The organism is Stenotrophomonas sp. GW821-FHT09E08, assembly GCF_059416125.1.
Genome location: NZ_JBWKOO010000004.1, coordinates 79,888 through 105,704 on the forward strand (window position 1 = coordinate 79,888; position 25,817 = coordinate 105,704).

At 67.6% G+C, this 25,817-nt stretch carries 20 protein-coding genes; 10 read left to right on the plus strand and 10 right to left on the minus strand.

The features are described 5' to 3' along the window. The first annotated feature begins 26 nt into the window (after window positions 1–26). A complete protein-coding gene (locus tag AC07M7_RS07300) occupies window positions 27–986 on the plus strand; it encodes a retropepsin-like aspartic protease (protein WP_495207032.1) in 960 nt (319 codons plus the stop codon). Window positions 987–1,013: 27 nt separating this feature from the next. Here AC07M7_RS07300 and AC07M7_RS07305 read toward each other — a convergent pair whose 3' ends face one another. Both AC07M7_RS07305 and AC07M7_RS07310 read right to left on the minus strand, forming a co-directional pair. Continuing rightward, entirely contained in the window at window positions 1,014–2,042 is a 1,029-nt protein-coding gene (locus AC07M7_RS07305; RefSeq protein ID WP_495207033.1) for an LLM class oxidoreductase, read from the minus strand. 13 nt (window positions 2,043–2,055) lie between these two features. Further along, window positions 2,056–2,691, minus strand: a complete 636-nt coding sequence (locus AC07M7_RS07310) for a glutathione S-transferase family protein (RefSeq protein WP_495207034.1) — start codon at window positions 2,689–2,691, stop codon at window positions 2,056–2,058. A 248-nt stretch (window positions 2,692–2,939) separates the two neighbouring features. Between AC07M7_RS07310 and AC07M7_RS07315 the strand changes: the two genes are divergently transcribed. After that, entirely contained in the window at window positions 2,940–3,827 is an 888-nt protein-coding gene (locus tag AC07M7_RS07315; protein WP_253077952.1) for a LysR substrate-binding domain-containing protein, read from the plus strand. A 30-nt stretch (window positions 3,828–3,857) separates the two neighbouring features. Here AC07M7_RS07315 and AC07M7_RS07320 read toward each other — a convergent pair whose 3' ends face one another. The 3 genes from AC07M7_RS07320 to AC07M7_RS07330 form a co-directional block, all read right to left on the minus strand. Then, on the minus strand, window positions 3,858–4,469 hold the full coding sequence (locus tag AC07M7_RS07320) for a DUF6445 family protein (RefSeq protein WP_495207035.1): 612 nt from the start codon (window positions 4,467–4,469) through the stop codon (window positions 3,858–3,860). Window positions 4,470–4,603: 134 nt separating this feature from the next. Then, complete coding sequence (gene groL, locus AC07M7_RS07325; RefSeq protein WP_495207036.1) at window positions 4,604–6,253, minus strand: chaperonin GroEL; 1,650 nt, start codon at window positions 6,251–6,253, stop codon at window positions 4,604–4,606. A gap of 83 nt (window positions 6,254–6,336) precedes the next feature. After that, on the minus strand, window positions 6,337–6,624 hold the full coding sequence (locus AC07M7_RS07330; RefSeq protein ID WP_006396661.1) for a co-chaperone GroES: 288 nt from the start codon (window positions 6,622–6,624) through the stop codon (window positions 6,337–6,339). A 357-nt stretch (window positions 6,625–6,981) separates the two neighbouring features. On the opposite strand from AC07M7_RS07330, the gene AC07M7_RS07335 reads away from it, so the two are divergent. From AC07M7_RS07335 to AC07M7_RS07355, 5 genes are all read left to right on the plus strand, one after another. Beyond that, window positions 6,982–8,772, plus strand: a complete 1,791-nt coding sequence (locus AC07M7_RS07335) for an endonuclease (protein WP_495207037.1) — start codon at window positions 6,982–6,984, stop codon at window positions 8,770–8,772. A gap of 68 nt (window positions 8,773–8,840) precedes the next feature. Further along, complete coding sequence (cutA, locus tag AC07M7_RS07340; RefSeq protein WP_495207038.1) at window positions 8,841–9,179, plus strand: divalent-cation tolerance protein CutA; 339 nt, start codon at window positions 8,841–8,843, stop codon at window positions 9,177–9,179. Continuing rightward, a complete protein-coding gene (locus tag AC07M7_RS07345; RefSeq protein WP_136638565.1) occupies window positions 9,176–11,560 on the plus strand; it encodes a protein-disulfide reductase DsbD family protein in 2,385 nt (794 codons plus the stop codon). Before cutA ends, AC07M7_RS07345 begins: the two co-directional genes overlap by 4 nt. Beyond that, window positions 11,557–12,120, plus strand: coding sequence for a TlpA family protein disulfide reductase (locus AC07M7_RS07350; RefSeq protein ID WP_495207039.1), 564 nt, complete (start codon window positions 11,557–11,559; stop codon window positions 12,118–12,120). Before AC07M7_RS07345 ends, AC07M7_RS07350 begins: the two co-directional genes overlap by 4 nt. Before the next feature lie 233 nt (window positions 12,121–12,353). Continuing rightward, the gene (locus AC07M7_RS07355) at window positions 12,354–14,876 is read left to right on the plus strand and encodes a PepSY domain-containing protein (protein WP_495207040.1); all 2,523 of its coding nucleotides are present in this window, start codon (window positions 12,354–12,356) and stop codon (window positions 14,874–14,876) included. A gap of 121 nt (window positions 14,877–14,997) precedes the next feature. On the opposite strand, the gene AC07M7_RS07360 is transcribed toward AC07M7_RS07355, so the two are convergent. Next, window positions 14,998–17,538, minus strand: a complete 2,541-nt coding sequence (locus tag AC07M7_RS07360) for a methyl-accepting chemotaxis protein (RefSeq protein ID WP_495207041.1) — start codon at window positions 17,536–17,538, stop codon at window positions 14,998–15,000. A 205-nt stretch (window positions 17,539–17,743) separates the two neighbouring features. Here AC07M7_RS07360 and AC07M7_RS07365 point away from each other — a divergent pair, with 205 nt between their 5' ends. Continuing rightward, window positions 17,744–18,586: an arylamine N-acetyltransferase family protein gene (locus tag AC07M7_RS07365; RefSeq protein WP_495207042.1), complete on the plus strand. Its 843-nt coding sequence runs from the start codon at window positions 17,744–17,746 to the stop codon at window positions 18,584–18,586. Window positions 18,587–18,650: 64 nt separating this feature from the next. Here AC07M7_RS07365 and AC07M7_RS07370 read toward each other — a convergent pair whose 3' ends face one another. Further along, window positions 18,651–19,022, minus strand: coding sequence for a VOC family protein (locus AC07M7_RS07370; protein ID WP_495207043.1), 372 nt, complete (start codon window positions 19,020–19,022; stop codon window positions 18,651–18,653). Between the two features lie 83 nt (window positions 19,023–19,105). Here AC07M7_RS07370 and AC07M7_RS07375 point away from each other — a divergent pair, with 83 nt between their 5' ends. After that, entirely contained in the window at window positions 19,106–19,822 is a 717-nt protein-coding gene (locus AC07M7_RS07375) for a transporter substrate-binding domain-containing protein (protein WP_495207044.1), read from the plus strand. 54 nt (window positions 19,823–19,876) lie between these two features. Here AC07M7_RS07375 and AC07M7_RS07380 read toward each other — a convergent pair whose 3' ends face one another. Then, window positions 19,877–22,489, minus strand: a complete 2,613-nt coding sequence (locus AC07M7_RS07380; protein WP_495207045.1) for a TonB-dependent receptor — start codon at window positions 22,487–22,489, stop codon at window positions 19,877–19,879. Window positions 22,490–22,627: 138 nt separating this feature from the next. After that, on the minus strand, window positions 22,628–23,770 hold the full coding sequence (locus AC07M7_RS07385; protein ID WP_495207046.1) for an alpha-D-ribose 1-methylphosphonate 5-triphosphate diphosphatase: 1,143 nt from the start codon (window positions 23,768–23,770) through the stop codon (window positions 22,628–22,630). A 100-nt stretch (window positions 23,771–23,870) separates the two neighbouring features. Between AC07M7_RS07385 and phnF the strand changes: the two genes are divergently transcribed. Further along, a complete protein-coding gene (gene phnF / locus AC07M7_RS07390) occupies window positions 23,871–24,617 on the plus strand; it encodes a phosphonate metabolism transcriptional regulator PhnF (protein ID WP_169050354.1) in 747 nt (248 codons plus the stop codon). Between the two features lie 40 nt (window positions 24,618–24,657). On the opposite strand, the gene AC07M7_RS07395 is transcribed toward phnF, so the two are convergent. After that, on the minus strand, window positions 24,658–25,812 hold the full coding sequence (locus AC07M7_RS07395; RefSeq protein ID WP_495207047.1) for a TIGR03364 family FAD-dependent oxidoreductase: 1,155 nt from the start codon (window positions 25,810–25,812) through the stop codon (window positions 24,658–24,660). Window positions 25,813–25,817 lie beyond the last annotated feature (5 nt).

Below are 25,817 nucleotides of genomic sequence, written 5' to 3' on the forward strand. Positions count from 1 at the left end.
TTCCCGCGATACGCCCGTGCCCGCCAATGGTCTCTCCACCCTCACTGCGGAGACATCCCGTGCGCCTCACCTTGCTTCCCCTGCTTGCTGCCTCGCTGCCTGCGCTGGCGGCCGATGCTCCCGAACACGTACTGCCGATGTGGATGCAGGGGGGTCATCCAGCCGTGGCTGTCTCGCTGGACGGGCGCGCCGAACCACTGCGTTTCGTGGTCGACAGTGCGGCCGGTGCAACCCTGGTGGATGACCGTGTGGCCCGGCGCTATGGCCTGGAAGACACCGATGCGGCGGTTTCACATGCCCAGGGTGCCAGCGCAAAGGCAGCCGCGCTGCGGAGGATGCGCACCACCTCCTGGCGGCTGGGCAGCTGGCAGCTGCAGGCCAGCGGCACGCAGGTCGACCTGTCCTCGTTGGCGAAGGACGATGAAGCGGCCATTGATGGCCTGGTCGGCAACGACCTGACCGGGCGCTGGGACACGCGCTGGGACTTCGGCCGTGACGAGCTTGCCTTGTGGGCGCCGGGGCGTCTCGCGCTGGATGGAAACGGCTGCCAGGCCAATGCCCTGCCCGATCGCAGTGCCGGGCTGCGCCAGTTCGGCTTCATTACGCTGGCACTGGGCGAGACCGGTGTGGAGGCCATCGCCGTGGTCGATACCGGCGCGGCGCAGACCGTGCTCAATGCCGAAGCCGCCCGTGCGCTGGGCGTGCGCACCGATGGCAGCGACATCCGCGTGCGGGTACGTGAGAAGGGCACCGAGGGCCTGGGCGGCGGGAAGCAGGCCACCTGGCTGTACACCCTGCCGAGCATGACCAGCGCTGGCTGGCGGCATCCACCGATGGAAGTGCGGATCAGCGAGCTTTCGGTGTTCAAGGCCCTTGGCCTGGAGGCGCGGCCGGCGCTGATCCTCGGCGCCGATGCCATGCGGGGTGGGCAAGTGGACATCAGCGCCGGGGCGTCACGCATCTGCCTGCGCCGGCCGGCCCGCTGAGCGCCGGCCGACGCCATTCCTACTGCGCTACCAGTCCATCACCCGCGGCGTCGGCCCAGGGTGCGACGGGAACAATGGCAGCACCTCTTCGGCCAGTTCCTGCAGCACCTCATCTGCGGGCCGCTCGGCGAACTGGATGCCCAGCGCGGCGTGGTTGACGCCTGCCCGCTGCCAGGCCTGCAGCAGGTCGATCAGGCCCTTGCGGCCGGTGCGCAGGGTATAGCCCCCTTGCAGCGGCGTGCGTGGATGATCCGGGTCATCCACCAGGTCGATCCATTCGTTGGTCATGTGCGGGCGGAAGCCGCCGTCCGGGATCAGCGCGCGCCACGCGCGGATCTTCGCGGCCAGCCGTTGCGGACCGGCATCGTCATGGGTGGCCTCGGGATAGGTCAACCAGCCATCGGCATGCTGGCCGATCCACTCCAGCGGCTGGCGTGCGCCACCGGTGACAACCAGCGGAACGCGGCCGTTGACCGTGGGCGGCAGCAACTGCAGGCCCTGTTCGGCCCAGGCATGCGTCATCCGCCCGTCCGCGCCCGGCTGCAGCCAACGCCGCATCTCACCCATCGCGCTGGCGAAGCGCTCACCGCGCGCCGCGTGCTCCAGGCCGTAGGCGGGAAACTCCAGCGGACGATCACCGGAGGCAACGCCCATCACCAGGCGCCCACCGGACAGCTGATCGACCGACGCCGCCGCCTTCGCCAGATCGATCGGATGGCGCAGTGGCAACACCACGCTGCCGGTGGCCAGAGCTACGCGCTGCGTGCGCGCCGCCAGCCACGCAAGGTAGGTGAATGGATCGAACAATTGGCCCGCATCGCCGAACATCGGGTCGTACAGCGGCACATCACGCACCCACACCGCGGCAAAGCCGTGGCGGTCGATGTCCTCCACCAGCCGCGCCTGGCCCTGCAGCACGGCCATGTCGCCCTGATAGAAGCGCAATGGCAGGTAGATGCCCAGGGTCAGTGCATCGGCACGGAACATGCGCTGGTAGCCTGGGTGCGTGGCAAAGGCCGGGGCTGACGCGCCCGGCATCACGATGGCGTCGTTCATGAGCGTTGCCTCCTTACGGGCCGGTGGCCGGTTCAGGCAGCTGCACGCCGCGCTGCACGGCAGGGCGTGCGGCAACGCGCGCGTACCACGCGCTCAGATGGCGATGCTGCGAGAAATCGATATCGATGATGTGGGCGATATGCAGCCAGCCGAAGTGGGCGATGTCGGCGATCGAATACTGATCACCGGCCAGCCACTCGCGCCCGTGCAGGCGCTGGTCGAGCACGGCGAAAAGATCGTCGCTCAACCTGCGATAGCGTTCGATTGCGGCCATGTCGGGCTGTTGCGCGAAGTGCTCGAAGTGCACGCGCTGGCCGAGGATCGGGCCGACGCTGGCGGCATGGAACATCAGCCAGGTCAGTGTCTGCCAGCGTGCAGACGGCTCGGAAGGCAACAACGCGTTGCCCTGCTCGGCCAGGTACATCAGGATCGCCGCGGATTCGAAAATGACGATGCCACGCGCGTGATCCTCCAGCACCGGTATGCGGCCATGCGGATTGAGCTGCAGGAAATCGGGATGTCGGTGCTCGCCCGCGTCGATGCGGACGTGATGCAGGCGATACGGCAGGCCCAGTTCTTCCAGCGCGATGGTGGCCTTGAAGCCATTGGGCGAGCTGTCGGTGTACAGGTGCAGCGAAGGTTCGTTCATGGGGTTCCTGGACGGCAGGGAGCGACGGCACGCGCCAGCCTTCGATGCACGAGGGCCGACGATGCGGAAACAGGCGCTGCAGCAGCCGTGCAGGCAGTCTAGGAAAGGCCGCCGTGGCGGGGAAACGATGTCTTCTGCACGGGGAGTTGAGCCTGGCTCAACTTGCGCGACGGGTGCGCGACAGCCTGCGCCGCGGTCGATATGCTGTCGCCGCGCGGTGGATGCCGGCGGAGCAACGGGAGAACGGAATGGGTGCGGTGTTGCCGCTGCTGGGCCTGCGGGCCTTTGTTGAAACCGGCCGCCACGGCAGCCTGACCGCTGCCGCCGAAGCGATGGGAGTAACACCCGGCGCAATCAGCCAGCAGCTGCGGCAGCTGCAGGAACGCCTGGGCGTGAACCTGTTCGATCGCACCCGTCATGGCGTGGTGCTCAGCGCGGCGGGCGCGCGCGTGTACCCGGAACTGCTGCTGGCTTTCGAGCAGATCGCACAGAGCCTGCAGACACTCGAACGCTGGGAAACGCGGCGCACGCTGCGTATCAGCGCCGCACCCAGTTTCGCCGCGCAATGGCTGGCGCCACGCCTGGGTGAATTCAGCGCACTGCAACCGCAGGTGGACGTGCAGCTCGATGCCAGCCCGGCGCTGGCCGACCTGCGCCGCGATGGCGTGGACATCGCGATCCGCCACGGGCTGGGGCGCTACCCCGGACTGCATGCCGAGCATCTGCTCGCGCCGGTGCTGCTGCCAGTGGCCAGCCCTGCGCTGCTGGCCAGCGCGCCCGCCGTGGGCACCGTGCAGGATTGCCTGCAGCTGCCGCTGCTGCAGGATGCCGATCGCAGCGACTGGCGGCTGTGGTTCCAGGCACAGGGTCTGGCGGCCGATGAGCGGCTGGAGCGCGGCCCTGCTTTCGATGACGACCTGTTGCTGATCCGTGCGGCGGTGGCCGGGCAGGGCATCGCGCTGGTACGCGACATCCATGCGGCCGAAGAACTGGCCAACGGGCGCCTGCAGGTGGTGATCGACCAGCCATGGCCGCAGGCCTTCGCCTACTACGCAGTGACGCGCGCCGATGCAGATGGCAATCCGGCGCTGCCTGCCTTCCTGGCGTGGTTGCGCGCAGCGCTGCAGGGCCAGTAGATCCACGCCATGCGTGGATGATTCCGCCGCCTACCGCGCCTGCTCGAAGAACATCAGGTACACCAGCCGGCCGTTCTCCGGCCGGTCGCCGAACGCCGGCCCGGCGGTGTGCCAGAACCAGGGCCGCAGCAGCACCAGCCGGTTGAAGCGCATCGGAATGCGCATCGTCATCTCCCACTGGCTGTCGTCGCTGCTGTCGCGCTCGATGATGTCGCGATGCATGTCGCCGCCATTGGCATAGCCCAATGCGGCCAGCTCGCTGGCATCCAAGGCCATGCGTTCGGTGTTGGTGCGGCGGTGACGGAAGAACTCGGTACCGCCTTGGCAATGTTCGGGCGCGCTCAGGTAGAGGATGCCGGACCAGTGAGAATGGTCTGTGTGCACTTTCGCGCGGCCGACATCCCCGGCCAGGGTCAGACGGAACTTGCCGTGCGACTGCAGTGGGTTGACCGGTCGCAATGGTTCATTGACCAGCCGCGACGCAGCTCCGGACAGGCCGTCCAGCTCCAGCCGCTCCAGGGAGTTGCGGCCGGGGAATGCGCCTTCCTGTGCCGGATAGGTCAGGCCCAGCGCCGCCTGGCGCAGGCCGTGCGCATCGGCGGGAGAAAGGAAGTCGTCAACGACGATGAACGAGGTAGGCATGGTCGCCGAGCGTAGCGATGCGTTGACGCGGCGGCAACCGGGCAACGAAAAACCCCGCCTTGCGGCGGGGTCTTTCACAGCAGCAGAGAAGCGTGCCGGCCCAAGGCCGGCCGCTTCCGGTGCAGCACAGGACCTTAGAAGTCCATGCCGCCCATGCCACCCATGCCGCCCATGCCACCGGCGCCACCCATGGCCGGCTCGTCCTTCTTCGGAGCTTCGGCAACCATGGCTTCGGTGGTGATCATCAGGCCAGCGATCGAGGCTGCGTTCTGCAGCGCCGAACGGGTCACCTTGGTCGGGTCCAGGATGCCGAACTGCAGCATGTCACCGAACTCGCCGGTGGCGGCGTTGTAGCCGAAGCTGCCGGTGCCTTCCTTGACCTTGTTTACGATGACCGACGGTTCTTCGCCGGCGTTGGCAACGATCTCGCGCAGCGGGGCTTCCATCGCGCGCAGGGCGATCTGGATGCCGTGGTTCTGGTCTTCGTTGGCACCCTTCAGGCCGGCCAGCGCGGAGACCGCACGGACCAGGGCAACGCCGCCGCCCGGGACCACGCCTTCTTCAACGGCTGCACGGGTGGCGTGCAGGGCGTCGTCGACGCGGTCCTTCTTTTCCTTCATTTCGATTTCGGTCGAGGCACCGACCTTGATCACGGCAACGCCGCCGGCCAGCTTGGCCACGCGTTCCTGCAGCTTCTCGCGGTCGTAATCCGAGGAGGTGTCCTGGATCTGGGTCTTGATCTGCGCAACGCGCGAATCGACCGCAGCCTTGTCACCCACGCCATCGATGATGGTGGTGTTTTCCTTGGAGACCTGCACCTTCTTGGCGCGGCCGAGATCCTTGATCGTGGCCTTTTCCAGCGACAGGCCCACTTCTTCGGAGATCACGGTGCCGCCGGTCAGCACGGCCATGTCTTCCAGCATCGCCTTGCGACGGTCGCCGAAGCCCGGAGCCTTGACGGCCACGACCTTGACGATGCCACGGATGGTGTTGACCACCAGGGTCGCCAGCGCTTCGCCTTCGACTTCTTCAGCGACGATCAGCAGCGGCTTGCCGGCCTTGGCGACGCCTTCCAGCACCGGCAGCAGGTCACGGACGTTGGAGATCTTCTTGTCGTGCAGCAGGATGAACGGGTCATCCAGGTCAGCGGTCTGCGACTGCTGGTTGTTGATGAAGTACGGGGACAGGTAGCCGCGGTCGAACTGCATGCCCTTGACCACGTCCAGCTCGTTGTCCAGGCCCGAGCCTTCTTCAACGGTGATCACGCCTTCCTTGCCGACTTCCTTCATCGCGTCAGCAATGATCTGGCCGATCGACTCGTCCGAGTTGGCCGAGATGGTGCCGACCTGGGCGATCGCCTTGTCGTCAGCGGTCGGCTTGGAGATGGTCTTCAGCTCGTTGACGGCGGCCACGACGGCCTTGTCGATACCGCGCTTGAGGTCCATCGGGTTCATGCCGGCGGCCACAGCCTTGGCGCCTTCGCGGATCAGGGCCTGGGCCAGCACGGTGGCGGTGGTGGTGCCGTCGCCAGCGTCGTCGTTGGTGCGGGAAGCAACTTCCTTCACCATCTGCGCGCCCATGTTCTCGAACTTGTCAGCCAGTTCGATTTCCTTGGCGACGGAGACGCCGTCCTTGGTGATGGTCGGAGCGCCGAAGCTCTTTTCCAGCACGACGTTGCGGCCCTTCGGGCCCAGGGTGGCCTTGACGGCATTGGCGAGAACGTTGACGCCGCGCACCATGCGCGAACGGGCGTCTTCACCGAAACGAATATCCTTGGCAGCCATTGCAGTTACCTCTTTGGTAGCGCCGGGCGATGCCCGGCGGCTGGGAATTGGAGATCAGGGGATGAAGCAGGTCGCGCCGAAGCTCAGCCGATGACGGCGAGCACGTCGTCTTCGCGCAGGACCTTGTACTCGACGCCTTCGCTCTTGTACGAGCTGCCGGCGTACTGGCCGTAGATGACCTTGTCACCGACCTTCAGCGACGGAGCGCGCACGCTGCCGTTGTCCAGCGGCTTGCCCGGGCCCACGGCCACGACTTCACCCTTGGTGGACTTTTCCTTGGCCGAATCCGGGATCACGATGCCACCGGCGGAGATTTCGTCGGCTTCGATCGGCTTGACCACAACGCGGTCGTGCAGCGGCTTGATGCTCATGAGAGACCTCTTAAGTTATTGATTGGTCTGAAAAAGTCTGGCGATGTTAGCACTCACCCAAGGTGACTGCCAGCATTGCTCGCGAAAAAGCCCGACGAATCGGGAGCAGGACAGAGATGGAGCTGGCCCCGGGCCTTTCAAGGCCGATCCCGCAAAAAAATTCACCGCCCGGCAAAGGCGCACCCAGGTGCTGCGTGAAGGCGGGGTTCCGCGTGCAACGCGACAAGCGGATGCCCGCAACCCTCGACATTTGGTGATACGCGTCGCACTGTCAGATATCTGACGTTCATTTACGACAAAGTGTCACTGGATCGGCCTTAGGCTCGGCCGCGCATTCCCAATCACAAGGAGTAGTCGATGCGATTGCTGTCCCCGCTTGCCGCTGCCTGCCTGCTGGCACTGGCCGCCGCGCCGGCCCAGGCCGAGGTCTTCATCAACGAACTGCACTACGACGACAGCACCGCCGCCGGCGACGTCGGCGAAGCGATCGAGGTCGTGGCCACCGCCGGTGAGGATCTGTCCGGCTACCGCCTGTACCTCTACAACGGCAGCAATCCGTCGGCCGCCACGGTCTACGCCAACAATCCGGTTCCCGCCGGTACCGCTGTAGGCTGCGGCAGCGCCAGCATCGCTGTGGTCACCTACCCCACCAACGGCCTGCAGAACGGCCCGAACGATGGCATTGCGCTGGTCGACGCCAGCGGCAAGGTGGTCCAGTTCCTCAGCTACGAGGGTGCCATCACAGCGTCCGGCGGGCCCGCGGCCGGCATGACCAGCCAGAACATTCCGGTGGCCGAGACCAACAGCACGGCCCCGGGCACCTCGCTGCAGCTGACCGGCAGTGGCAGCCAGTACGCCCACTTCACCTGGGCCGAGTCGGCCAGGCAGACCTTCGGCAACTGCAACAACGGCCAGACCTTCAGTGGTGGCGGCACCCCGGGCCCGAACACGCCGCCGTCGGTGTCCACCACCACCCCGGCCCAGGGCAGCAGCACCTTCCCCGCCGCCGCCGACCTGGAAGTGGTGTTCAGCGAGACGGTGAACCTGGCCAGCGGCGCGTTCGCCCTGAGCTGCGGCACTTCCGGCAGCGTACCGCTGACTTTCCCGTCCAGCGGCCGCAGCGTGAAGCTGTCCACCAACACTGCGCTGGTGGCCGGTGAAGCCTGCCGCTTCGACATCCGCGCCGCGCGCATCACCGACCTGCAGGGCGCACACCCGGCCGCCGACAGCCGCATCGCCTTCGCCGTGGCCAGCACCGGTGGCAATCCGGACCCGGGCAACCCGGGCGTGCCGGCCGGTTACTACTCCAAGGTCAACACCAGCAGCCCCAGCCAGCTGCGCTGTTCGCTGCACGCCACCATCAAGGGCCACACCGCCTACCCGTACAGCGGCTCGGGCACCAGCACCTGGACCATTCTGGAGATCGCCGACGAGGATCCGAACAACAGCGGCAGGATCCTGGATGCGTACCGCAACCGCAGCTACGCCAAGGTGACCGATCGCGCCGGCAGCGGCGGCGGCCTGAAGTACAACCGCGAGCACACCTGGCCGAACTCGCTGGGCTTTGCCAGCACCACCGGCGACAAGGGCATGCCGTACGCGCCATACACCGACACCCACATGCTGTACCTCACCGACGCGCAGTGGAACGCCGACCGCGGCAACAAGCCGTTCGGCAAGTGCGACGCCAACTGCGGCGAGCGTGCCACCGAGGCCAACAACGGCCAGGGCGGCGGCAGCGGAGGCTATCCGGGCAATTCGAACTGGGTACGTACGCCGGACGGCAACGGCGGCACCTTTGAGGTGTGGGGTGCGCGCAAGGGCGACATGGCGCGTGCGGTGCTGTACATGGCCATCCGCTACGAGGGCGGCAAGGATGCGGCCACCGGCCAGTCCGAGCCGGACCTGGAGCTGACCGATGACCGCAGCAAGATCGTCAAGACCAGCAGCTCGCCGGCCTACATGGGCCTGCTGTCGACGTTGATCGACTGGCACCTGGCCGACCCGCCGAGCGCTGCGGAACGCGCCCGCAATGACGTGATCTACAGCTTCCAGGGCAACCGCAACCCGTTCATCGACCATCCCGAATGGGCCACCCCCGCCCTGTTCACCTCGGCCAAGCCGGCCACCTGCCAGCTGGCCAACTGACCGCGCAACGCAGCGGTCCATTGCCGCCGCCGGGCCCTGACCCGGCGGCGGCCCTATACTCGACGGTCATGTCGACCGTCGATCCCGTCCTGCTGTTGTTGACCACCTGCCCGGACCGGGCCAGTGCCGAGCGCATCGCGCACGCGCTGGTTGGCGAGCGCCTGGCCGCGTGCATCACACGACTGGAGGGCGCGCAGTCGACCTACCGCTGGCAGGGCGAGGTCACCACCGACACCGAACTGCAGTTGCTGGTGAAGACCACCGCGAGCCGCGTCGATGACGCAATCGCCCGGGTCGTCGAACTGCATCCGTATGAACTCCCGGAGTGCATCGCGGTCGAAACCCGGGCCGGCCTGCCGGCGTATCTGGACTGGATCCGGGCACAGACCCGGGAGGACACTGATTGAAGACTTTGTTTGCGCGTGGCGCCGCCCTGTGCGCCCTGTTGTGGCTCTCGCTGCCGGCCTTCGCGCTGGATGAGAAGGACCTGCTGCCGGTGGACCAGGCGTTCGCGCTGACCGCGACCGCCCCCGAACGCGGCCAGGTGCAGCTGCAGTTCAAGATCGCACCGGGCTATTACCTGTATCGCCACCGCACCAGCGTCAAGGCCGACCCGGCCTTCAACGCAGGCGCGCTGCAGATGCCCAAGGGCGACAAGCACCACGACGATTTCTTCGGCGAGGTTGAAACCTATCGCGAGCGGCTGCAGGCCACCCTGCCCGGCGCACCGACCGATGCAGCCGGCACCATCAGCCTGGAAGTGCGTTACCAGGGCTGCGCCGACGCCGGTGTCTGCTATCCGCCGCAGAAGCGCGTGGTGCAGGTCACCCTGCCCGGCGGCGGTGCACAGGCGGCGGCCCCGGCCGCACGCCCCGGTGCGGCCAGCCCGTTCAACAACCCGCTGGCCGGTGCCGGCAACAGCGGCGGCCTGCGCCTGCCGGGTGCGGCCAGCAACAGCCAGGCGCTGCCACTGCCGTCGGAGCAGGCATTCGGCTTCGATGCCATTGCCAGCGATGGCAACACCCTGCTGCTGCGCTTCAGCCCGGCGCCGGGCTACTACCTGTATCGCGACCGCACCTCGCTGAAGCTCGAAGGCAGCGCCGGCGTGCTGGCCGACAAGCTGCGATGGCCGGCCGCTCAGTCGCATCGCGACGAGCACTTCGGCGATGTCTCGGTGTATTTCAACCAGGTGGAGGTGCCGCTGCCGCTTCGCCGCTCCGTCGCCGACGCGGTCGACAGCACCCTGGTGGTGACCTTCCAGGGCTGCCAGACCGACGGCATCTGCTACCCGCCGATGACGCGGCGGGTGAAGCTGTCGATCCCGGCCGGCAGGATCAACGCCAGCGCCAACCAGGCGCCGCCGCGCAGCGAGGTGATCAGCCCGCTGCCGACCGCCACCGGTGCTCCGCGCGAGGCTGCCAATGGCGCGCCGCTGCGCCTGCTGCCGACCGTGCCCAACGCCGATGCCGGCACGCCGGCCGGCGCTGGCAGTGCCGCCGCTGACAACGCGTTCGCCGCCGACGCGCGCGGCGACAACGCCATGCGCACGCGCCCGCCAGCGGCCACGCCGAACCCGGACCGTTCGTTCCTGTGGGTCCTGCTGCTCGCCCTGGCCGGCGGCCTGGTGCTGAACCTGATGCCGTGCGTGCTGCCAATCCTGTCGCTGAAGGTACTCGGCCTGGCACAGAGCGGTGAAAGCCCGCAGCGCGCGCGCAGCCATGCGCTCTGGTACACGCTGGGCGTGCTGGTTGCGTTCGCGGTGATCGGTGCGTTGATGGTCGGCCTGCGCGCGATCGGCAACGCGGTCGGCATCGGCTTCCAGCTGCAGCACCCGGGCGTGGTGGCCGCACTGGCCTACGTCATGTTCGCAGTGGGCCTGAGCCTGTCCGGGGTGTTCACCCTCGGCGGTGGCCTCGGCAACCTCGGCCAGTCGCTGGCCAGCCGCAGCGGCCCGGCCGGGGACTTCTTCACCGGTGCGCTGGCCTGCGTGGTCGGCAGTGCCTGCGTCGGCCCGTTCATGGGCGGTGCGGTGGCCTATGCGTTCATCGCGACGCCACTGCAGGCGATGACCGTGTTCCTGTTCCTCGGCCTCGGCCTGGCCCTGCCGTTCCTGCTGATCGGCTTCGTGCCGGCGCTGGCACGCCGCCTGCCCAAGCCGGGCCCGTGGATGGAAACGCTCAAGCACGTGCTGGCTTTCCCGATGTATGCCACCGCGCTATGGCTGCTGTGGGTGCTGGGCAAGCAGCGCGGCGTGGACGGCATGTCGCTGGTGCTGGGTGGCCTGCTGCTGTTCGCTTTCGGTCTGTGGCTGTTCGAACGCAACCGCTGGACCGGCCCGCGTGCCGTTGCCCTGCTGGGCGTGCTGCTGGCCATCGCCGCACTGGTGCCGGCCTGGGGCGTCACCCAGCTGGCACCGCCAGCGCGCGCCGCACAGGCGGCCAGCGACAACGTGGTCGAATACTCGCCGCAGCTGCTGGACCGCCTGCGCGCCGACAAGCGCGTGGTGTTCGTCAACATGACCGCCGACTGGTGCGTGAGCTGCAAGGCCAACGAGCGCGCTGTGCTGTCGCGGCCGGAGTTCAAGGAACTGCTCAAGCGCACCAATGCGGTGTACATGCGCGGTGACTACACCAATGTGGACCCGCAGATCACCACGTTCCTGGAAGAGCACAAGGCCGTGGGCGTGCCGCTGTACGTGGTGTACGGCCCCGGCGCGCCGCCGACCGTGCTGCCGACCCTGCTGACCCAGGCGGTGGTCGAGGAAGCGCTGCTGCGCACCGCACGATGAAATGGCAACGGCCAGCGCTGCTGTGGACAGCGGTGCTGGCCGCCGGCCTCGGCCTGTGGGCCGGGTACCGGCTGGCACCAACGCCGGCTGCACCTGCCGTAGCGCCGGCCGCTTCCCCTGCAGCCCTCGCGACGCCTGCGCTGCAGGTGGGTGACCCACTGCCTGCACTGACGCTGCCGGATCTCGAGGGCCGACCGCTCGACCTGCGCCAGCGCTTCGCCGGTCGCCCGCTGCTGATCAATGTCTGGGCCAGCTGGTGCGCCCCCTGCGTGGAAGAGATGCCGGAGCTGGCACGCTTTGCCCATACCCAGGGCAGCGAAGGCGTGCAGGTGCTGGGCCTGGCATTGGATACGCCGGAAGACGTGCGCCGCTTCCTGCAGCAGGTACCGGTGGACTACCCGATCGTGATCGAGACCCCGGGCCCGCGCGATGCCAGCGTGCAGCTGGGCAATACGCAGGGACTGCTGCCCTACAGCGTGCTGTTCGACGCACAGGGGCGATTGCAGAAGGCGAAGCTGGGACCGTTCACCCACGGCGAGATCGACAGCTGGGTGAAGTGAGGGTCTTGGCAGGGTTGCACCCTGCACCCGCGGTAGTGCCGGCCGCTGGCCGGCAACCTCAGAAACAACAGCCAAGGCAACAGCAACAGCGGGCTTTCCGAGGGGTGCCGGGCGCCGCCCGGCCGATACCCCCTGCTTGACCACAGCCGGAGCGCCACGGAGAATTCCGCGACTAATTCTCATTTGCTGTTGCGCAGGATGCGGGCGGCAGCCTTCCAGGCCCTCCTCCTTCGATGTTCAAGAACGTCCTGTTCCAACTGCACTGGCTGCTGGGCATCACCGCTGGTGCCGTACTGGCCGTTATGGGTCTCAGCGGCGCCGTGCTGTCCTTCGAGGACGAACTGCTGCGTGCCGCCAATCCCGGATTCGCCGCGATCGCCGAGCACCATGCCGACGGCCAGCCACCGCTGGCGTTGAGCGAGCTGATGCCTTTGCTCCAGGCAGGAAGCGAGCGCCCCCTGCAGCGCCTGCGGATCGACGCCACCGGCCAGCGGCCCTCGGTGGCGCGGTTTGCCGGAGGCAAGGAACACTGGGTGTACTTCGATCCGTACAGCGGCGAGCGCTTCAGTGCCCTGCGCGGGCAGGCCTTCTTCGACTTCATCGAAGACCTGCATCGGCACCTCGCTGCCGGCGAGCGGGGCAAATGGATCACCGGCAGCTGTGCGATCGCGCTGCTGTTCTTCACCCTCTCCGGTCTCTACCTGCGCTGGCCCCGGCGCTGGTGGCACTGGCGCAGCTGGTTGGCGGTGGAGTGGAAGCGCAGCGGCCGTGGCTTCCTGTGGAGCCTGCACTCGGTGGTCGGCACCTGGGTGCTGCTGATCTACCTGATGAGTGCGTTGACCGGCCTGTGGTGGTCGTTCGACTGGTACCGCAGCGCCGCCAACACGCTGCTGGGCGTGGCGCCGGCAGCGAAGCACAAGGTCGCCACCGACGCGGCACTGGACCTGGATCGCATCGAGGCCACGCTGTATGCGTTGCCGGGCGTGCGCACCGGGTACATCGACCTGCGCCTGCCGGAGAAGCCCGGGCAGCCACTCAATGTACGCGTGATGGCCGGTGATCCGGCGCGGCGCGGTGGCCACCACGATCGTGCACATGACCTGCTGCAGCTCGATCCGGCCAGCGGTGCGATCCTCGATGCCCGTCCGTATGCACGCCAGGGCGCCGGCGGACAGCTGGCCACCAGCGTGTTCGCGCTGCATTCGGGAAGTTACTTCGGTGCACCCGGGCGCGTGGTGGTGATGCTCAGCAGCCTGGGCATGAGCCTGTTCTTCATCACCGGCTGGATGCTGTACCTGGACCGCCGCCGCAGCCAGCGCGCCGCGCGCGGGCTTCGCCAGTCGCTGCCGGTAGCCACTGACGATGGCAGCAACATACCCTGGCTTGTGGTGCATGCCAGCCAGAGCGGGCTGGGCGAGCAGCTGGCCTGGCGCGCGGCGGCGCTGTTGCAGGCCGCCGGACATGCGGTGCAGGTGCTGCCATTGGACCGCGTCGACGGCTCACAGCTACAGCAAACCGTGCAGGCCCTGTTCGTGCTCAGCACCTTTGGCGACGGCGAACCACCGGATGCGGCGCGACGCGCTTCGCGACTGCTGCTCGCGCAGCGCGTGGACCTGTCGGGCCTGCAGTTTGCCCTGCTCGCGCTGGGCGATCGCCAGTACCCACACTACTGCGGCTTCGGCCGCCAGGTCGATGCCTGGCTGATCGGCAACGGCGCGCGCCCGCTGTTCGAGCGCATCGATGTCGATGCTGCCTCGGTACCGTCCCTGCGCCAGTGGCAGCAGCAGCTGGCTGCATTGACCGGCATCACCACCGATGACAGCGTGCTGCCGGCTGCCACGCAGATGCATGACTGGCGCCTGCTCGGCCGCGACCGTCTCAACCCTGGCAGCATCGGTGGCGCGATCTGGCGTATCCGCCTTGCCGCGCCCGCCGAGGTGCGGTGGCAGGCCGGTGATATCCTGCATATCGCACCCCGCCACAATGCAGGGCACGCCAGTGCAGTGCTGAAGGCGCATGGGCTGGATCCACTGCAACCACTGCTGGTGGAGGGCAACCCGCGCACGCTGTTGGCCCTGGCCAGCGAGCGCGAGCTACCCGATGCAGACGCCGCGCTGGCGGTGCAGGATGCCTGCCTGTGGCTGCGCGGACTGCCGTTGCTGCCCGGCCGCGAGTACTCGATCGCCTCGTGCACGGATGACGGCGCAGTGGAACTGGTGGTGCGCCTGGTACATGACGCCTCCGGTCGGGCTGGACTGGGTTCCGGGTGGCTGTCACTGCATGCACCGATCGGTGCCAGCATCGTCGCCCGCGTACATCGCAATCCCGGCTTCCACCGCGTGCCGGGTGCACCGATGGTGCTGGTCGGCAACGGTACTGGCATCGCTGGCCTGCGCAGCCTGTTGCGCGAAGCCGCCCATGCTGGCGAGCATGGGCATTGGCTGCTGTTTGGCGAACGCCAGTGCGCGCACGACTTCCTGTTTGCCGAAGAAATCGAGGCCTGGCAGGCCGATGGCCATCTGTCGCGGGTGGACCTGGCGTTCTCGCGCGATGGCGACGGTGGCTACGTGCAGGATCGACTGCACGCTGCAGTCGATGCGCTGCGCGAATGGATGCAACGTGGCGCGGTGATCCATGTCTGCGGTTCGCTGCAGGGCATGGCCGAAGGCGTGGACCAGGTACTGCGCGCTGCGCTGGGCGATGACGCGGTGGAAACGCTGCTGGAGAACGGGCGCTACCGGCGCGACGTGTATTGATTCCTGCCGCCGAACGCTGGCGTGAGCCGAGCATAGGCTCGGCTCTACAGTGTTCCTGCAGCCGATGTAGAGCCGAGCCTACGCTCGGCTGATTCCCCGCCAGCCGACAAGGAACCGCAAGCTAGGCCGCCGCAGCGCGCGCCCGCGGCATCGACTGCAGGCGGAACGCCCCCACCGCCTCGGCCAAGGCATGCACCTGCGCCTGCATCTGTGCGGTCGAGGCGCCGGCCTCTTCCACCAGGCTGGCGTTGCGCTGGGTGCTGGCTTCCATCTGCACGATGGTCTGGTTCACCTGCGCGATGCCTGCATGCTGGTCCTGCGACGCGCTGCGAATGCCGGCCAACAGCTCGGCCAGCTGCTGCACGCTGCCGACGATCTCGCCCATCGTGGTGCCAGCCTGTTCGGCCTGCTGGTTACCCTGGCCGACACGCGCCACCGAATCCTCGATCAACCCTTTGATCTGCTTGGCCGCCTCGGCGCTGCGCTGTGCCAGCAGGCGCACTTCGGCGGCCACTACAGCGAAGCTGCGACCCTGCTCTCCGGCGCGCGCCGCTTCCACCGCCGCGTTGAGCGCGAGGATGTTGGTCTGGAAGGCGATGCCATCGATCAGCTGGGTGATGTCACCGATGCGTCGAGACGCCTCGCTGATGCCATGCATGGTTGCCACCACTTGGCCGACCGCCTCACCGCCGCGCTGGGCCACTGCCGCCGCGCCCTGGACAAGTGCATCAGCGCGGCCTGCGGCATCGGCGTTGCGGCCGACCGTATCGGTCAATTCATGCATCGATGCTGCAGTCTCTTCCAGGTTGGCCGCCTGCTGCTCGGTGCGCTGTGACAGGTCGTGGTGACCGGCGACGATTTCGCCAACACCCGTATCGAGGCTGGACGTAGCCTGCTTGATGCGGGTGACGATGCGGCCCAGCTGCGCGACGGTGGTATTGGCATCGTCACGCATGCGCGCGAACACGCCCTGCAACTCACCTTCCATGCGCACGCTGAGATCGCCGCGTGCCAGTGCCGCCAGCAATGCCTGTAGATCGCCGAGATTGGTTTCGAAGGTCACCAGAAGCCGGTTGATGCTGGTCGACAGCGTACGCACGAAGCCTTGCTTGCCGTCCAGCGCAATACGTCCGTGCAGGTCACCGTGTGCGGCGGCATCGACCAGGGCTGCCACCTCGGTTTCCAGCAGGGTTTCCAGCGCGCGGCTGCGCCATTCCACCGCGACACCAAGGAAATGGCCCTCGTCGATGATGGCGTTGGCGATCAACTGGTAGCGCACGCCGGCGTGCCCGATCTCGCGCTCCTCGCGCTGGCGCACGCCGGCCAGGCTGGCCAGCGCCGGGTGCAGGCGCACCGCGTCACCGCCCACCAGGTCTTCGGCCTGCAGATCCAGCAGCTGCAGCAGCGCAGGGTTGGCATACGCCACCTGGCCTTCGGCATCGACCACCATCAAGCCGGTCTGTGCGCTGTCCAAGGCCTGTCGCACGCGGGTATTGCCGCGCGCTACCGCCCGCTCGGTTTCGATACGCGCGCGCAGGCGCTGCTGCATGTGGACCAGGCGCTGGGCCAGCTGGCCGATCTCGTCGTTGGCGTTGTACACACGCAGCATGGTGTCCAGGCGGTCTTCGGCAATGTCGCTGGCGAAGCGCAGGGTGTCCTGGATCGGCTGGCGTACCGCGCGCAGCACCAGTATCAGGCTGGTGATCAGCACACCGGCGACCAGCAGCAGGGTCACTGCGAACAGCACGCTCATGGTGCGTGCACCGGCCTGCTGGCGCGCCTGTGCCTTGCCCAGCGCGGCGACCTGGGCCTGCTGGAAGGCGCTCAGCGCCGGTGCGACGCTGGCCGCGGTGTCCAGCAGCGACTGTGCTTCCACATCCAGGCCAACGCGGGCGGCGGTATAGCCCAGCAACGCGACCTGATAGGCCTCCATGCCGTTGCGAAGGGCATCCTGCGCATCGGTCGGCAGGCCCACCAGCCCGAGATCGAATGGCAGTTTCTCTTCGCTCGCACGGTCGGCATGGGTGGAGTCGCCATCGAGCAGCAGCAGTGCTTCCTGTCGGCGCATCTTCTGCAGGGACAGCGCCAACGACGGCCGCTGCAGCGCATCCACCTGCGCCTGCAGGGTGTCAGCGGCCTGCTGCAGCTGCGCGGCAAGGCCGGCATCGCCACGACCCATCTCATCGACGCGTTCGAACAGGGCGGCCACACCCTGCGAGAACGCGCCGGCGGCTTCGGTCAGCGCCCGCAGCGCCTTGCGCCGTCCGGCGTCCATCGGCATCGCGCGAAGCGCCTGCAGATCGGCCTGCAGCGCCTTCTGCGTCGCCAGCAGCTGCGCGCGGTCGGCATCATCGAAACTGCGTGCATACTGGGTCTGCAGACGACGCGCCTCGGCCACCCGCGTGGCCAGGCTCGCGGCCAGATCGCTGCCGTGCTGGTAGCTGGCCTGGCTGCGCGCTGCCTGCGTGCTGGCATGGCCGGTCCACGCGTAGACGGCGGCAATCGCGATCAGGCCCAGGCCACAGACCCACAGGGTCGCCTTGAGCTTGTTGGCCACGCTGAGCCGGTGCGGCTGCAGCCACAGCAGCAGGCCGGGGGACGCCGAGCGCAACGCGGCAAGCCGCATGCGCAGGGACCGGAGGTGGGGGACAACGGCCGACATGACAGACTCCAGGCGGAAGGACGCACCTGTATCGGCTGGATATGGGGCAACTTTAGGTTTTTTTTGGTTCAGTCCCACCGGTTGCTGGCGGACGCGGCCTTTGTACCCGGCATAGGCGACGGGGGGATGACACCCGCGCACTGCTTGACCTCAACCCCGGTTGGGGGAACACAGTGGACCTCCCCCCCCCCCGACCGGTGGCCGCATGACGACGCTCGATGTCCCCCGCTACCTGCAGCGCCTGCAGTTGGATGCACCGCCACCGCCAACGCTGGCGGGCCTGGCCCTGCTGCAGCAGCGCCACAACGCACTGCTGCCATTCGAAACCCTCAGCTGCCTGCTGCGCGATGCAGTGCCGATCGACCTGGACAGCGTGCAGCGCAAACTGCTCGATGAACGTCGTGGCGGCTACTGCTTCGAACTCAACGGCGGCCTGCTGGCGCTGCTGCAGGCGCTGGGCTTCGATGCGCAGCCGCTGAGCGCGCGCGTTCTACTGGCGGCACGGGACGGCGAGCTCACGGCGCGCACCCACCTGCTGCTGCGCGTGCACGTGGACGGTGACGAATGGCTGGTGGACGCCGGCTTCGGCAGCCTGACCCCGACCGTACCTCTGCGCCTGCAGGGTGCGCAGCCGCAGGCAACGCCGCACGAACGCTATCTGCTGCAGCGGCTGCCCGGCGACGGAGACTTCGTGCTCTCCGCCGAGTCCAACGATGGTTGGCGGGCGATGTATCGCTTCGACCTGCAGTCACCGGCCCCGATCGACAACGTGGTGGGCAACTGGTACGTGTGCACCCATCCGGATTCGAGCTTCCCCGGCCAGCTGCGTGCGTCGCTGACCGGACCGGACTGGCGCCGCACCATTGGTAGCGGCAACTACACCGAGTACCGGCCCGGGCAGGCACCGGACAAGCGCCCGTTGCACGATGTCGGCGATGTGCGCGAGGTGCTGCAGCAGCACTTCGGCATGCAGCTGCCGAACGACCCGCGGCTGGACCCGGCGATCAGCGAATGGTTGCAGCGCTCGCGGGCCGCGACCCACTTGTAGCGTCGAGCCAGGCTCGACTGGTGCATTGACGGCGCGACCAACAGCAGCCGAGCATGGCTCGACTCTACAGAATCGCGCGCGCCTGCAACGCAATGCGGTTGCCTTCGCTGTCGCGGATCTCGGCCACGCGCCAGTCACCGGCATCAGCGGGGCCGAAACACAGTTCGGCTCCAACCTGCAAGGCTCGCTCGAGGCTGGCATCAAGGTCATCGACCCCGATGTAGATGCGCGCGCCCTGTTCTGACGGCCGGTAGTCCGCCCCCTGCACCAGCGCCATGCTGGCCCCTGCCGCTTCATCGCCGAACGGCAGGTAGGCCATCCGGCAATCGTGCAGCAGGATCGGTTCGTCCACCTGCACCTGCAACGACTGCTGGTAGAAGGTGATGGCACGGGCCAGGTCACTGGCTGGGATCTCGACATGCAGGATCGGATTCATCCGCGCAGGATAACCGGACGCTGACGCTGCCTGCGCAGCAGCACTGGCATGCTGGACACCCCCCCTGTTCCGCGGAGCCCTGCATGTCCCTGGCCGATCATCGAAGCACACTGGCACCGCGAGGCTTTCTGCGCGTAGCGATCAACCTGGGCAACCCAGTGCTGACGCAGGGTGATGCCCGTTCACCGCGTGGCCCTTCACTGGAGCTGGCCACAGCGATGGCGCAGCGGATGGGCGTGCAGGCCCGTTTCACCTGCCACGACGCTGCGGCGTCGGTGGTCGCCGCAGCGGCCGAAGATGCATGGGACCTGGCCTTCCTGGCCATCGATCCGGCGCGGGCCGACCGCATCGCCTTCAGTGCCCCATACGTGGAGATCGAAGGCACCTACCTGGTGCGCGAGGACAGCCCCTCGCAACAGGTGGCCGACCTGGACCGCGACGGACTGCGCATCGCGGTCGGCCGCGGTGCGGCCTACGACCTGTTTCTCAGCCGCGAACTGCGCCACGCCAGGATCGAGCGGGCAGAGACGTCGGCGGCGGCGATCACCCTGTTCGAGCAGCGGCGCCTGGATGCCGCCGCCGGCGTGCGCCAGCCGCTGGAAGCCTGGGCACAGATCCATCCTGGCCGCCGCGTGCTGGCTGACCGCTTCACCGCGATCCAGCAGGCGGTGGCAGCGCCGGCCTCCCGCCCGGCCGACGCGCTGAGGGCGTTGTTCGAGGAAGTGGAGGCGATCAAGGCCGGCCCGTTGCTGGCTGAGGCCTTCGCCCGTGCCGGGCAGGCGGTCACGCTGGTGCGATGATTGAAGAGCAGAAGCAGTCGAGCTTGGCTCGACTCTACAGAACGCCGGTACGGCTCACTGGAACAGATACTTCAGGCCGATCTGCGCACGACGGCCGTAGTACTCCACCTGCAGCGGGCGCTGCGGGCTGCCTTGGTAGTACTTCAACGGCTCGTTGGTGAGGTTGCTCAGCTCGGCGAACACCGTCCAGCGATCGAAGGTATAGGAAGCGCTGAAGTCGACCGAGGTGTTGGCGCCGTACCAGGCGTCGGTGACGCTGCTGTCGCCGTGCGCTTCGATGTAGGCACCCTTGTGATTGGTGGCCAGACGGGCAGCGAAGGCGCCGTCGTCGTAGTACACGGTGACGTTGTACAGGCGGTCGGCCTGGCCGGTTATCGGCACGTTGCCGTTACGAGCCGGAATGCGCATGCGCGAGTCCATCAGGGTCAGGTTGGCATTGATGCCCAAGTTGCTCCACAGGCCTGGCAGGAAATCGAAGCGGCGCACGAAGGCGAACTCTGCGCCCCACAGCTTGGCATCGTCACCATTCTCGGGCCGGTAGAAGGTGACGTTGGGGTTGCCGTTGAAGCTGCCGGTGCTGCTGCTCTGGAACACCGGATTACTGATGTTCTTGTAGAACACCCCGCCGGACAGCAGACCCAGCGGACCGGCATACCACTCGGCCATCAGGTCCAGGTTGTCCGAATAGGTCGGGTCCAGGTTGGCGTTGCCGGAGGTGAAGGTGCCATCGGCTTCCATGAACGAGCCACCCGGGTTGATGTCACCAAAGTTCGGGCGGGCGAAGCTGCGGGTCAGGCCCAGCCGCAGGTTGAGATCGCTGCGCGGTGAGAAACGCACGTTGAGCTGCGGCAGCGCCGAGGTGTAGCGCTTGCGGCCCAGGTTGGGCACCAGCGCGCTGCTGCCATCGGCGTCACGCTCCAGCACCAGACCGCGCACGTCGGTGGCGGTGCGTTCCAGGCGCACGCCGCCAACCACGTCCCAGCGCTCGTCCGGCTTCCAGGTGGCCATCGCATAGGTCGCGTACTGCTTCTCGGCCACGTCGAAGTTGCGACCCAGCGCCGCGCCGTTGGCCACCAGTGCCGAATCGCCCGGCACCAGCACCAGGTGCTGCTTGTTCTGCCGGTACCATTCGGCCAATGCCTGCACCGGTACCACCTGCGAGAAATCGCGGGCGTAGTCACGTCCATTGCCGACGTCGTAGCCACTGCGGTCCGGCTGGTCCATCAACGGGAAGTCAGCCAGGGTCGGTACCGGCCCGCCGGTGGCGGAGTTCCAGGCATAGAACTCGTCGGAGAAGCGCGCGCGGCGCTGCTTGTCGCGGTACTTGGCCCCCATCTTCCAGGTCAGCGTGTCGCTCGCGTCGAAACTGAAGTCCAGCTGCGCGACCGCCTTGTCCTTCTCATTGATCGCCACCCGATACAGCTCCACCGCGCTCAGCGACATCTTCCGCGGATCCATTGCGAAGCTCGGCGGCAGATGGGTTTCGGGGGTGTCGGCGGCAACGTTGCCGCCATCGAGGGTGTTGTACGAGTTGCGGCCCACACCACGGTCCTGCAGGCCCTGGTAGCCGACCTTGCCCTGGTTGAACTGGACCACGAAGTACGCGTTGTCGGCACAGGTGGGAATGCAGCCATAGCGGAAATCGTTCTCGGCACTGGCCAGCTTCCAGTCCACCTGGACCCGGCCGAAGGTGTGCTGGCCGCCGAATTCGAACGTCTTGAATTCGGTGATCAGCTCGTTGTGGATGTTCTGCAGCTCCACGCGGTCCTTGTCGAACCGGTAGCGGTGCTTGTAGTGGGTCTCATCGTCGCTCAACTCGCCATACTGGCCACGCACGTACAGGCGATGGCCATCGGCCGGAAGGAATTCCATGCCACCGTTGACGCCGCGCGTGGTGCGCTCGCCGGTGTAGTCGCGCAGCTCCAGCCGGTAGACGCCCAGGCCGTCGGCACTGCGGCGCGGCTCGAAGTTGTCGGTCGCCCACGGGCGCTTCCAGTAGGTACCGTTGATCAGGAACCCGAAGCGTCCATCGGCGCTGCGGTCGCCGTACAGCACGTTCGCGCTGGTGCCGGTGTCGACTGCCTTGTCGTTGTAGTTGCCGGCCACGCTGGCGGCAAACGTGCGCCGTGTCGGTGCGGTGCGGGTGACGAAGTTGACCTGGCCACCGATGGCGTCGCCTTCGCGGTCGGGCGTGAGCGTCTTGCTCACTTCGATGCGCTCGATCAGCTCGGTCGGGAAGAAATCGAATGCCGTGGCACGGCTGGTGGTTTCCTCTTCGGCGGTCGGCAGACGGTCACCGTTGAGGGTGGTTGAGTTCCACTGTGCCGGCAGGCCACGCACGGCAACGAAGCGGCCTTCGCCCTGGTCGCGTTCGATCGACACACCGGGAACCCGCTGCACGGCTTCGGCAGCGTTGTGGTCGGGCAGCTTGCCGATGCCGTCGGCACTGATCACGTTCATCAGATGGCTGGCTTCGCGCTGTGCATCCAGCGCCTGTTTCTCGCCACTGACGATGCTGCCGACCACGGTGACGGTGTCCAGGTCGACGGCGGAGGTGGTGGGCACGGTGTCGGTCGCGGCTGGCGTGGCGGCCTGGACGGCCAGCGGGGCATGCAGCAGGGCGAGCAGACCCAGGGTAAGCGGATGGCGCGAAGGCAGTGTGGACATGGCGATGGCGGCGGCAAGGGAAAGTGGGCCACTCCGGCGGGAGCGGCGATGGCGGCCACTTTCGATCAGTGCGGTGAAGCGCAGGCGGCATCCACTAGGCAGGTCGGGGCAGCTGTCTAGGTGTTCGCACCGCGGCGGCTACTGGGCCAGCAGGCGACGGCCGGCCACCCAGACCTCGGCCACGTAGTCCGGCGTGGACCCACGCACCCGCAGCAGGTCGGCGCGCAGGCCTTCGCCGATGCGACCGCGATCCTGCAGGCCCAGCGCCTGCGCCGGCGCATGGCTGACCGTGGCCACCGCACGTGGCAGGCTCCAGCCCAGCTGCGCGCACAGCACGCCCAGCGCCGGCAGCAGGCTGGCGGGCACATAGTCGGAGGACAGCACATCGAGGCAGCCGGCACGTGCCAGTTCCAGCGCCGCCACGTTGCCGGAATGCGAGCCGCCCAGCACCAGGTTGGGTGCGCCGGCGACGATTGTCAGACCGGCTGCACGTGCGGCGGCAGCGGCCTCCAGCGTGGTCGGGAACTCGCAGATGCGTGCACCACAGGCCACGGCTTCATCTACATCCGCAGCCACCGTGTCGTCGTGGCTGGCCAGGCACAGGCCGCGGCTGCGCCCCCACTGCAGCACCTGTTGCAGGTGTGCTTGACGATAGCGCGCCTGTTGCGCACGGCGTGCCTGCAGCAGCTTATCCAGGTAACCGGTCTCCGTGTCGGTCGGCAAACCGTAGTAGGCCGCATAGCGCTGCAGATTCCGGAACTGGCGCTGCCCCGGCGTGTGATCGGTCAGCGACAGAAGGCGCACCGCCGGATCATCCAGCAGTGGCTCCAGCAATGGCAGCAACCCGGAATACGGCAGCTCGGCACGCAGGTGCAGGTAGTGGTCGCTGCGCAGGCCGCCGGCGCGGTGCGCCTCAACCAGCGCCGCATGGGCGGCCTGCAAACTGCGCACGCGCACGCTGTCGGCTTCCACGTCGCCCACCGCCAAGGCATCGCAGGCCGTGGTGATGCCAGCAGCCAGCAACTGTGCATCGTGCGCCTGCACGGCCGCCGCGGCGGGAAACGCCACGCCCGGGCGCGGCACCAGGTGCTTCTCCAGATTGTCGGTATGCAGCTCCACAAACCCCGGCATCAGCCAGTCGCCGCCACAGTCTTCTGCGCCCGGCAGCCCCACCCGCCCCCGCCCCACCGCGCGGATACACGGCCCGTCCAGCACCACGTGGCCGTGCACGACCTCGTCGGCCAGCACCAGCTTCAGGTTGTCGAGAATGCGCTCGCCCATGGATTTCGCCGTCTGTGTCATGCCGTTGCAACCGCAACGCGTTGATATGCCCGCACGTGCAGTGCACCTGTCTAGTCCAGCAGCCGCAGATGGAGGTTTGATGACCATGACCGACCCGGCCTTGACGCCGCGCGATTCGGCGCTGCCGCTGTGGCAGCAGATCGAACAGGCGCTGCTGCGGCAGATCCGCGAACGCCAGCTGGTGGAAGGCGACCAGCTGCCCTCGGCGCAGGACCTGGCCACGCGCTTCGCAGTCAACCGCCATACCGTGCGGCGCGCGATCGAGGCGTTGGAGGAGCGCGGCTACATTCGCACCGAAACCGGCCGCGGCAGCTTCGTGCAGGAGCATCCGTACCACTACCCGATCAGCCGACGCACGCGTTTCGGCCGGGCCATGCATGACCTGAACGTAGAAAGCCACTACACCCTGATCGATACCCGGGTGCAGGTGCCCAGCCGCCAGGTAGCGCGCGCGCTCGGCCTGATCGCTGGCGAGCGCGTGCATCGGGTGGTGTACTCCAGCCAGGTGGAAGACCGTACTGTGGACCACAGCGAAGCCTATTTCCCGGCCACCCGCTTCCCGGGGCTGGGCGAGGTGTTCGCACGCACGCCATCGGTGACCCGCACGCTGGCCGCATTCGGGGTGACCGACTACCTGCGCCGGCACACCACGGTGATGGCGCGCCTGCCCGATGCCGAGGTCGCGCGCGTGCTCGGGCAATCGACGCGACGGCCGGTGCTGTGCGTGCATTCGCTGAATGTCGATCCACAGGGGCAAGCGGTGCAGTTCGGCATCACCTGCTTCGCCGGTGACTGGGTGCAGCTGATGGTCAGCAGCGACCTCTAGCGAAAGCGCGGCGGGCATTGCACCCGCCGCGTGCAGCGCCTCAGGCTGCGCGCCGCAGCGCCGTGTAGCGGCCGTCCACCAGCTCTTCGGCCAGACCGAAGCTGAGCGTCATGCCCAGACCACCGCCACCGATGGCGTTGACGATGGTCACGCCCGGTGCCGGCTCGGCGACGAATTCGCTGCTGCCATCCAGCAGCTTGGGATAGATGCCGTGCCAGGTCTGCGCAATGCGCGCGTCGGGTACCTGCATGAAACGGGACAGGTAATCGAGCACCTTCTGGTTGATGGCGTGCTCATCGAACGGATCGTGCGTATGTGCGTAGGCATGCGAATCACCAATGGTGATTTCACCCTGGCCGTTCTGCGCGGCCATCACGTGGATGCCGAGCTCGATCAGGTCGGCATGCTCGGCCTGGTAACGCGCCTGCAACGGCGCGACATCGGCGGCCTCGCGGAATCCGGCGTAGTGCACCAGCGACAGGCCGCCACAGAGGGCCGCACCCAGGCGGAACCCGGACGGCTGTGCGGCCAACCGCAGCATCTGCAGCTTGCAGCGGGTCAATGGTGCTGCCGCGTACCGCTCCGGATACAACTGCTCGAACTCCGGACCGCTGCAGACGAACACCTGATCCGCCTCGAACAGGCGGCTGCCGGACCACACCCGACCGCTCTCCACCGCCGTTGCCGGCGTGCGCCAATGGAACTGCACACCGTGCTGTTCATGCAGCACGTCCGGCAGCGCGCGGATCGCCTGGCGCGGATCGACCACCAGCTCATCGGCATTGAACAGCGCGCCGCGCAGCTCGCGCGCCACCAATGCCGGCGACTTCGCCAGCGCCGCATCCCGATCCAGCAGGCGGCATGGGCGCAGCTGCGCATTGGCCGTCGCATACTGCTGCAGCACGGCCCATTCGTCGTCGGCATGGGCCACATGCAACGAGCCACTGGGATCGTGCCAGAGGCCGGCCACGTCGATCAGCTCCTGCCAGATCTGCCGCGAGCGCAGCGCGCGCTCATACAGCGGTCCATTGGGCACGCCGATCGGCCAGACCATGCCGAAGTTGCGGATGGAGGCGCCGACAGCGCGTTCATGGCGCTCCAGCACGGTGACCTTGCAGCCACGCACGGCCAGCGCGCGGGCCACGGCCAGGCCGACGATGCCGGCACCGACCACGAGGGCGGTTGTGTTCTTCATGGGGG

Bases quoted from the DNA above. Each gene is read 5' to 3' on its own strand.
- AC07M7_RS07385 (WP_495207046.1), bottom strand. From the start codon at position 23,770: ATGGGCGAGCGCATTCTCGACAACCTGAAGCTGGTGCTGGCCGACGAG.
- AC07M7_RS07395 (WP_495207047.1), bottom strand. From the start codon at position 25,812: ATGAAGAACACAACCGCCCTCGTGGTCGGTGCCGGCATCGTCGGCCTG.
- AC07M7_RS07310 (WP_495207034.1), bottom strand. From the start codon at position 2,691: ATGAACGAACCTTCGCTGCACCTGTACACCGACAGCTCGCCCAATGGC.
- AC07M7_RS07355 (WP_495207040.1), top strand. From the start codon at position 12,354: ATGTTCAAGAACGTCCTGTTCCAACTGCACTGGCTGCTGGGCATCACC.
- AC07M7_RS07375 (WP_495207044.1), top strand. From the start codon at position 19,106: ATGTCCCTGGCCGATCATCGAAGCACACTGGCACCGCGAGGCTTTCTG.
- AC07M7_RS07350 (WP_495207039.1), top strand. From the start codon at position 11,557: ATGAAATGGCAACGGCCAGCGCTGCTGTGGACAGCGGTGCTGGCCGCC.
- AC07M7_RS07320 (WP_495207035.1), bottom strand. From the start codon at position 4,469: ATGCCTACCTCGTTCATCGTCGTTGACGACTTCCTTTCTCCCGCCGAT.
- AC07M7_RS07360 (WP_495207041.1), bottom strand. From the start codon at position 17,538: ATGTCGGCCGTTGTCCCCCACCTCCGGTCCCTGCGCATGCGGCTTGCC.
- AC07M7_RS07370 (WP_495207043.1), bottom strand. From the start codon at position 19,022: ATGAATCCGATCCTGCATGTCGAGATCCCAGCCAGTGACCTGGCCCGT.
- groL (WP_495207036.1), bottom strand. From the start codon at position 6,253: ATGGCTGCCAAGGATATTCGTTTCGGTGAAGACGCCCGTTCGCGCATG.
- AC07M7_RS07330 (WP_006396661.1), bottom strand. From the start codon at position 6,624: ATGAGCATCAAGCCGCTGCACGACCGCGTTGTGGTCAAGCCGATCGAA.
- AC07M7_RS07365 (WP_495207042.1), top strand. From the start codon at position 17,744: ATGACGACGCTCGATGTCCCCCGCTACCTGCAGCGCCTGCAGTTGGAT.
- phnF (WP_169050354.1), top strand. From the start codon at position 23,871: ATGACCATGACCGACCCGGCCTTGACGCCGCGCGATTCGGCGCTGCCG.
- AC07M7_RS07335 (WP_495207037.1), top strand. From the start codon at position 6,982: ATGCGATTGCTGTCCCCGCTTGCCGCTGCCTGCCTGCTGGCACTGGCC.
- AC07M7_RS07305 (WP_495207033.1), bottom strand. From the start codon at position 2,042: ATGAACGACGCCATCGTGATGCCGGGCGCGTCAGCCCCGGCCTTTGCC.
- AC07M7_RS07380 (WP_495207045.1), bottom strand. From the start codon at position 22,489: ATGTCCACACTGCCTTCGCGCCATCCGCTTACCCTGGGTCTGCTCGCC.
- AC07M7_RS07315 (WP_253077952.1), top strand. From the start codon at position 2,940: ATGGGTGCGGTGTTGCCGCTGCTGGGCCTGCGGGCCTTTGTTGAAACC.
- cutA (WP_495207038.1), top strand. From the start codon at position 8,841: ATGTCGACCGTCGATCCCGTCCTGCTGTTGTTGACCACCTGCCCGGAC.
- AC07M7_RS07300 (WP_495207032.1), top strand. From the start codon at position 27: ATGGTCTCTCCACCCTCACTGCGGAGACATCCCGTGCGCCTCACCTTG.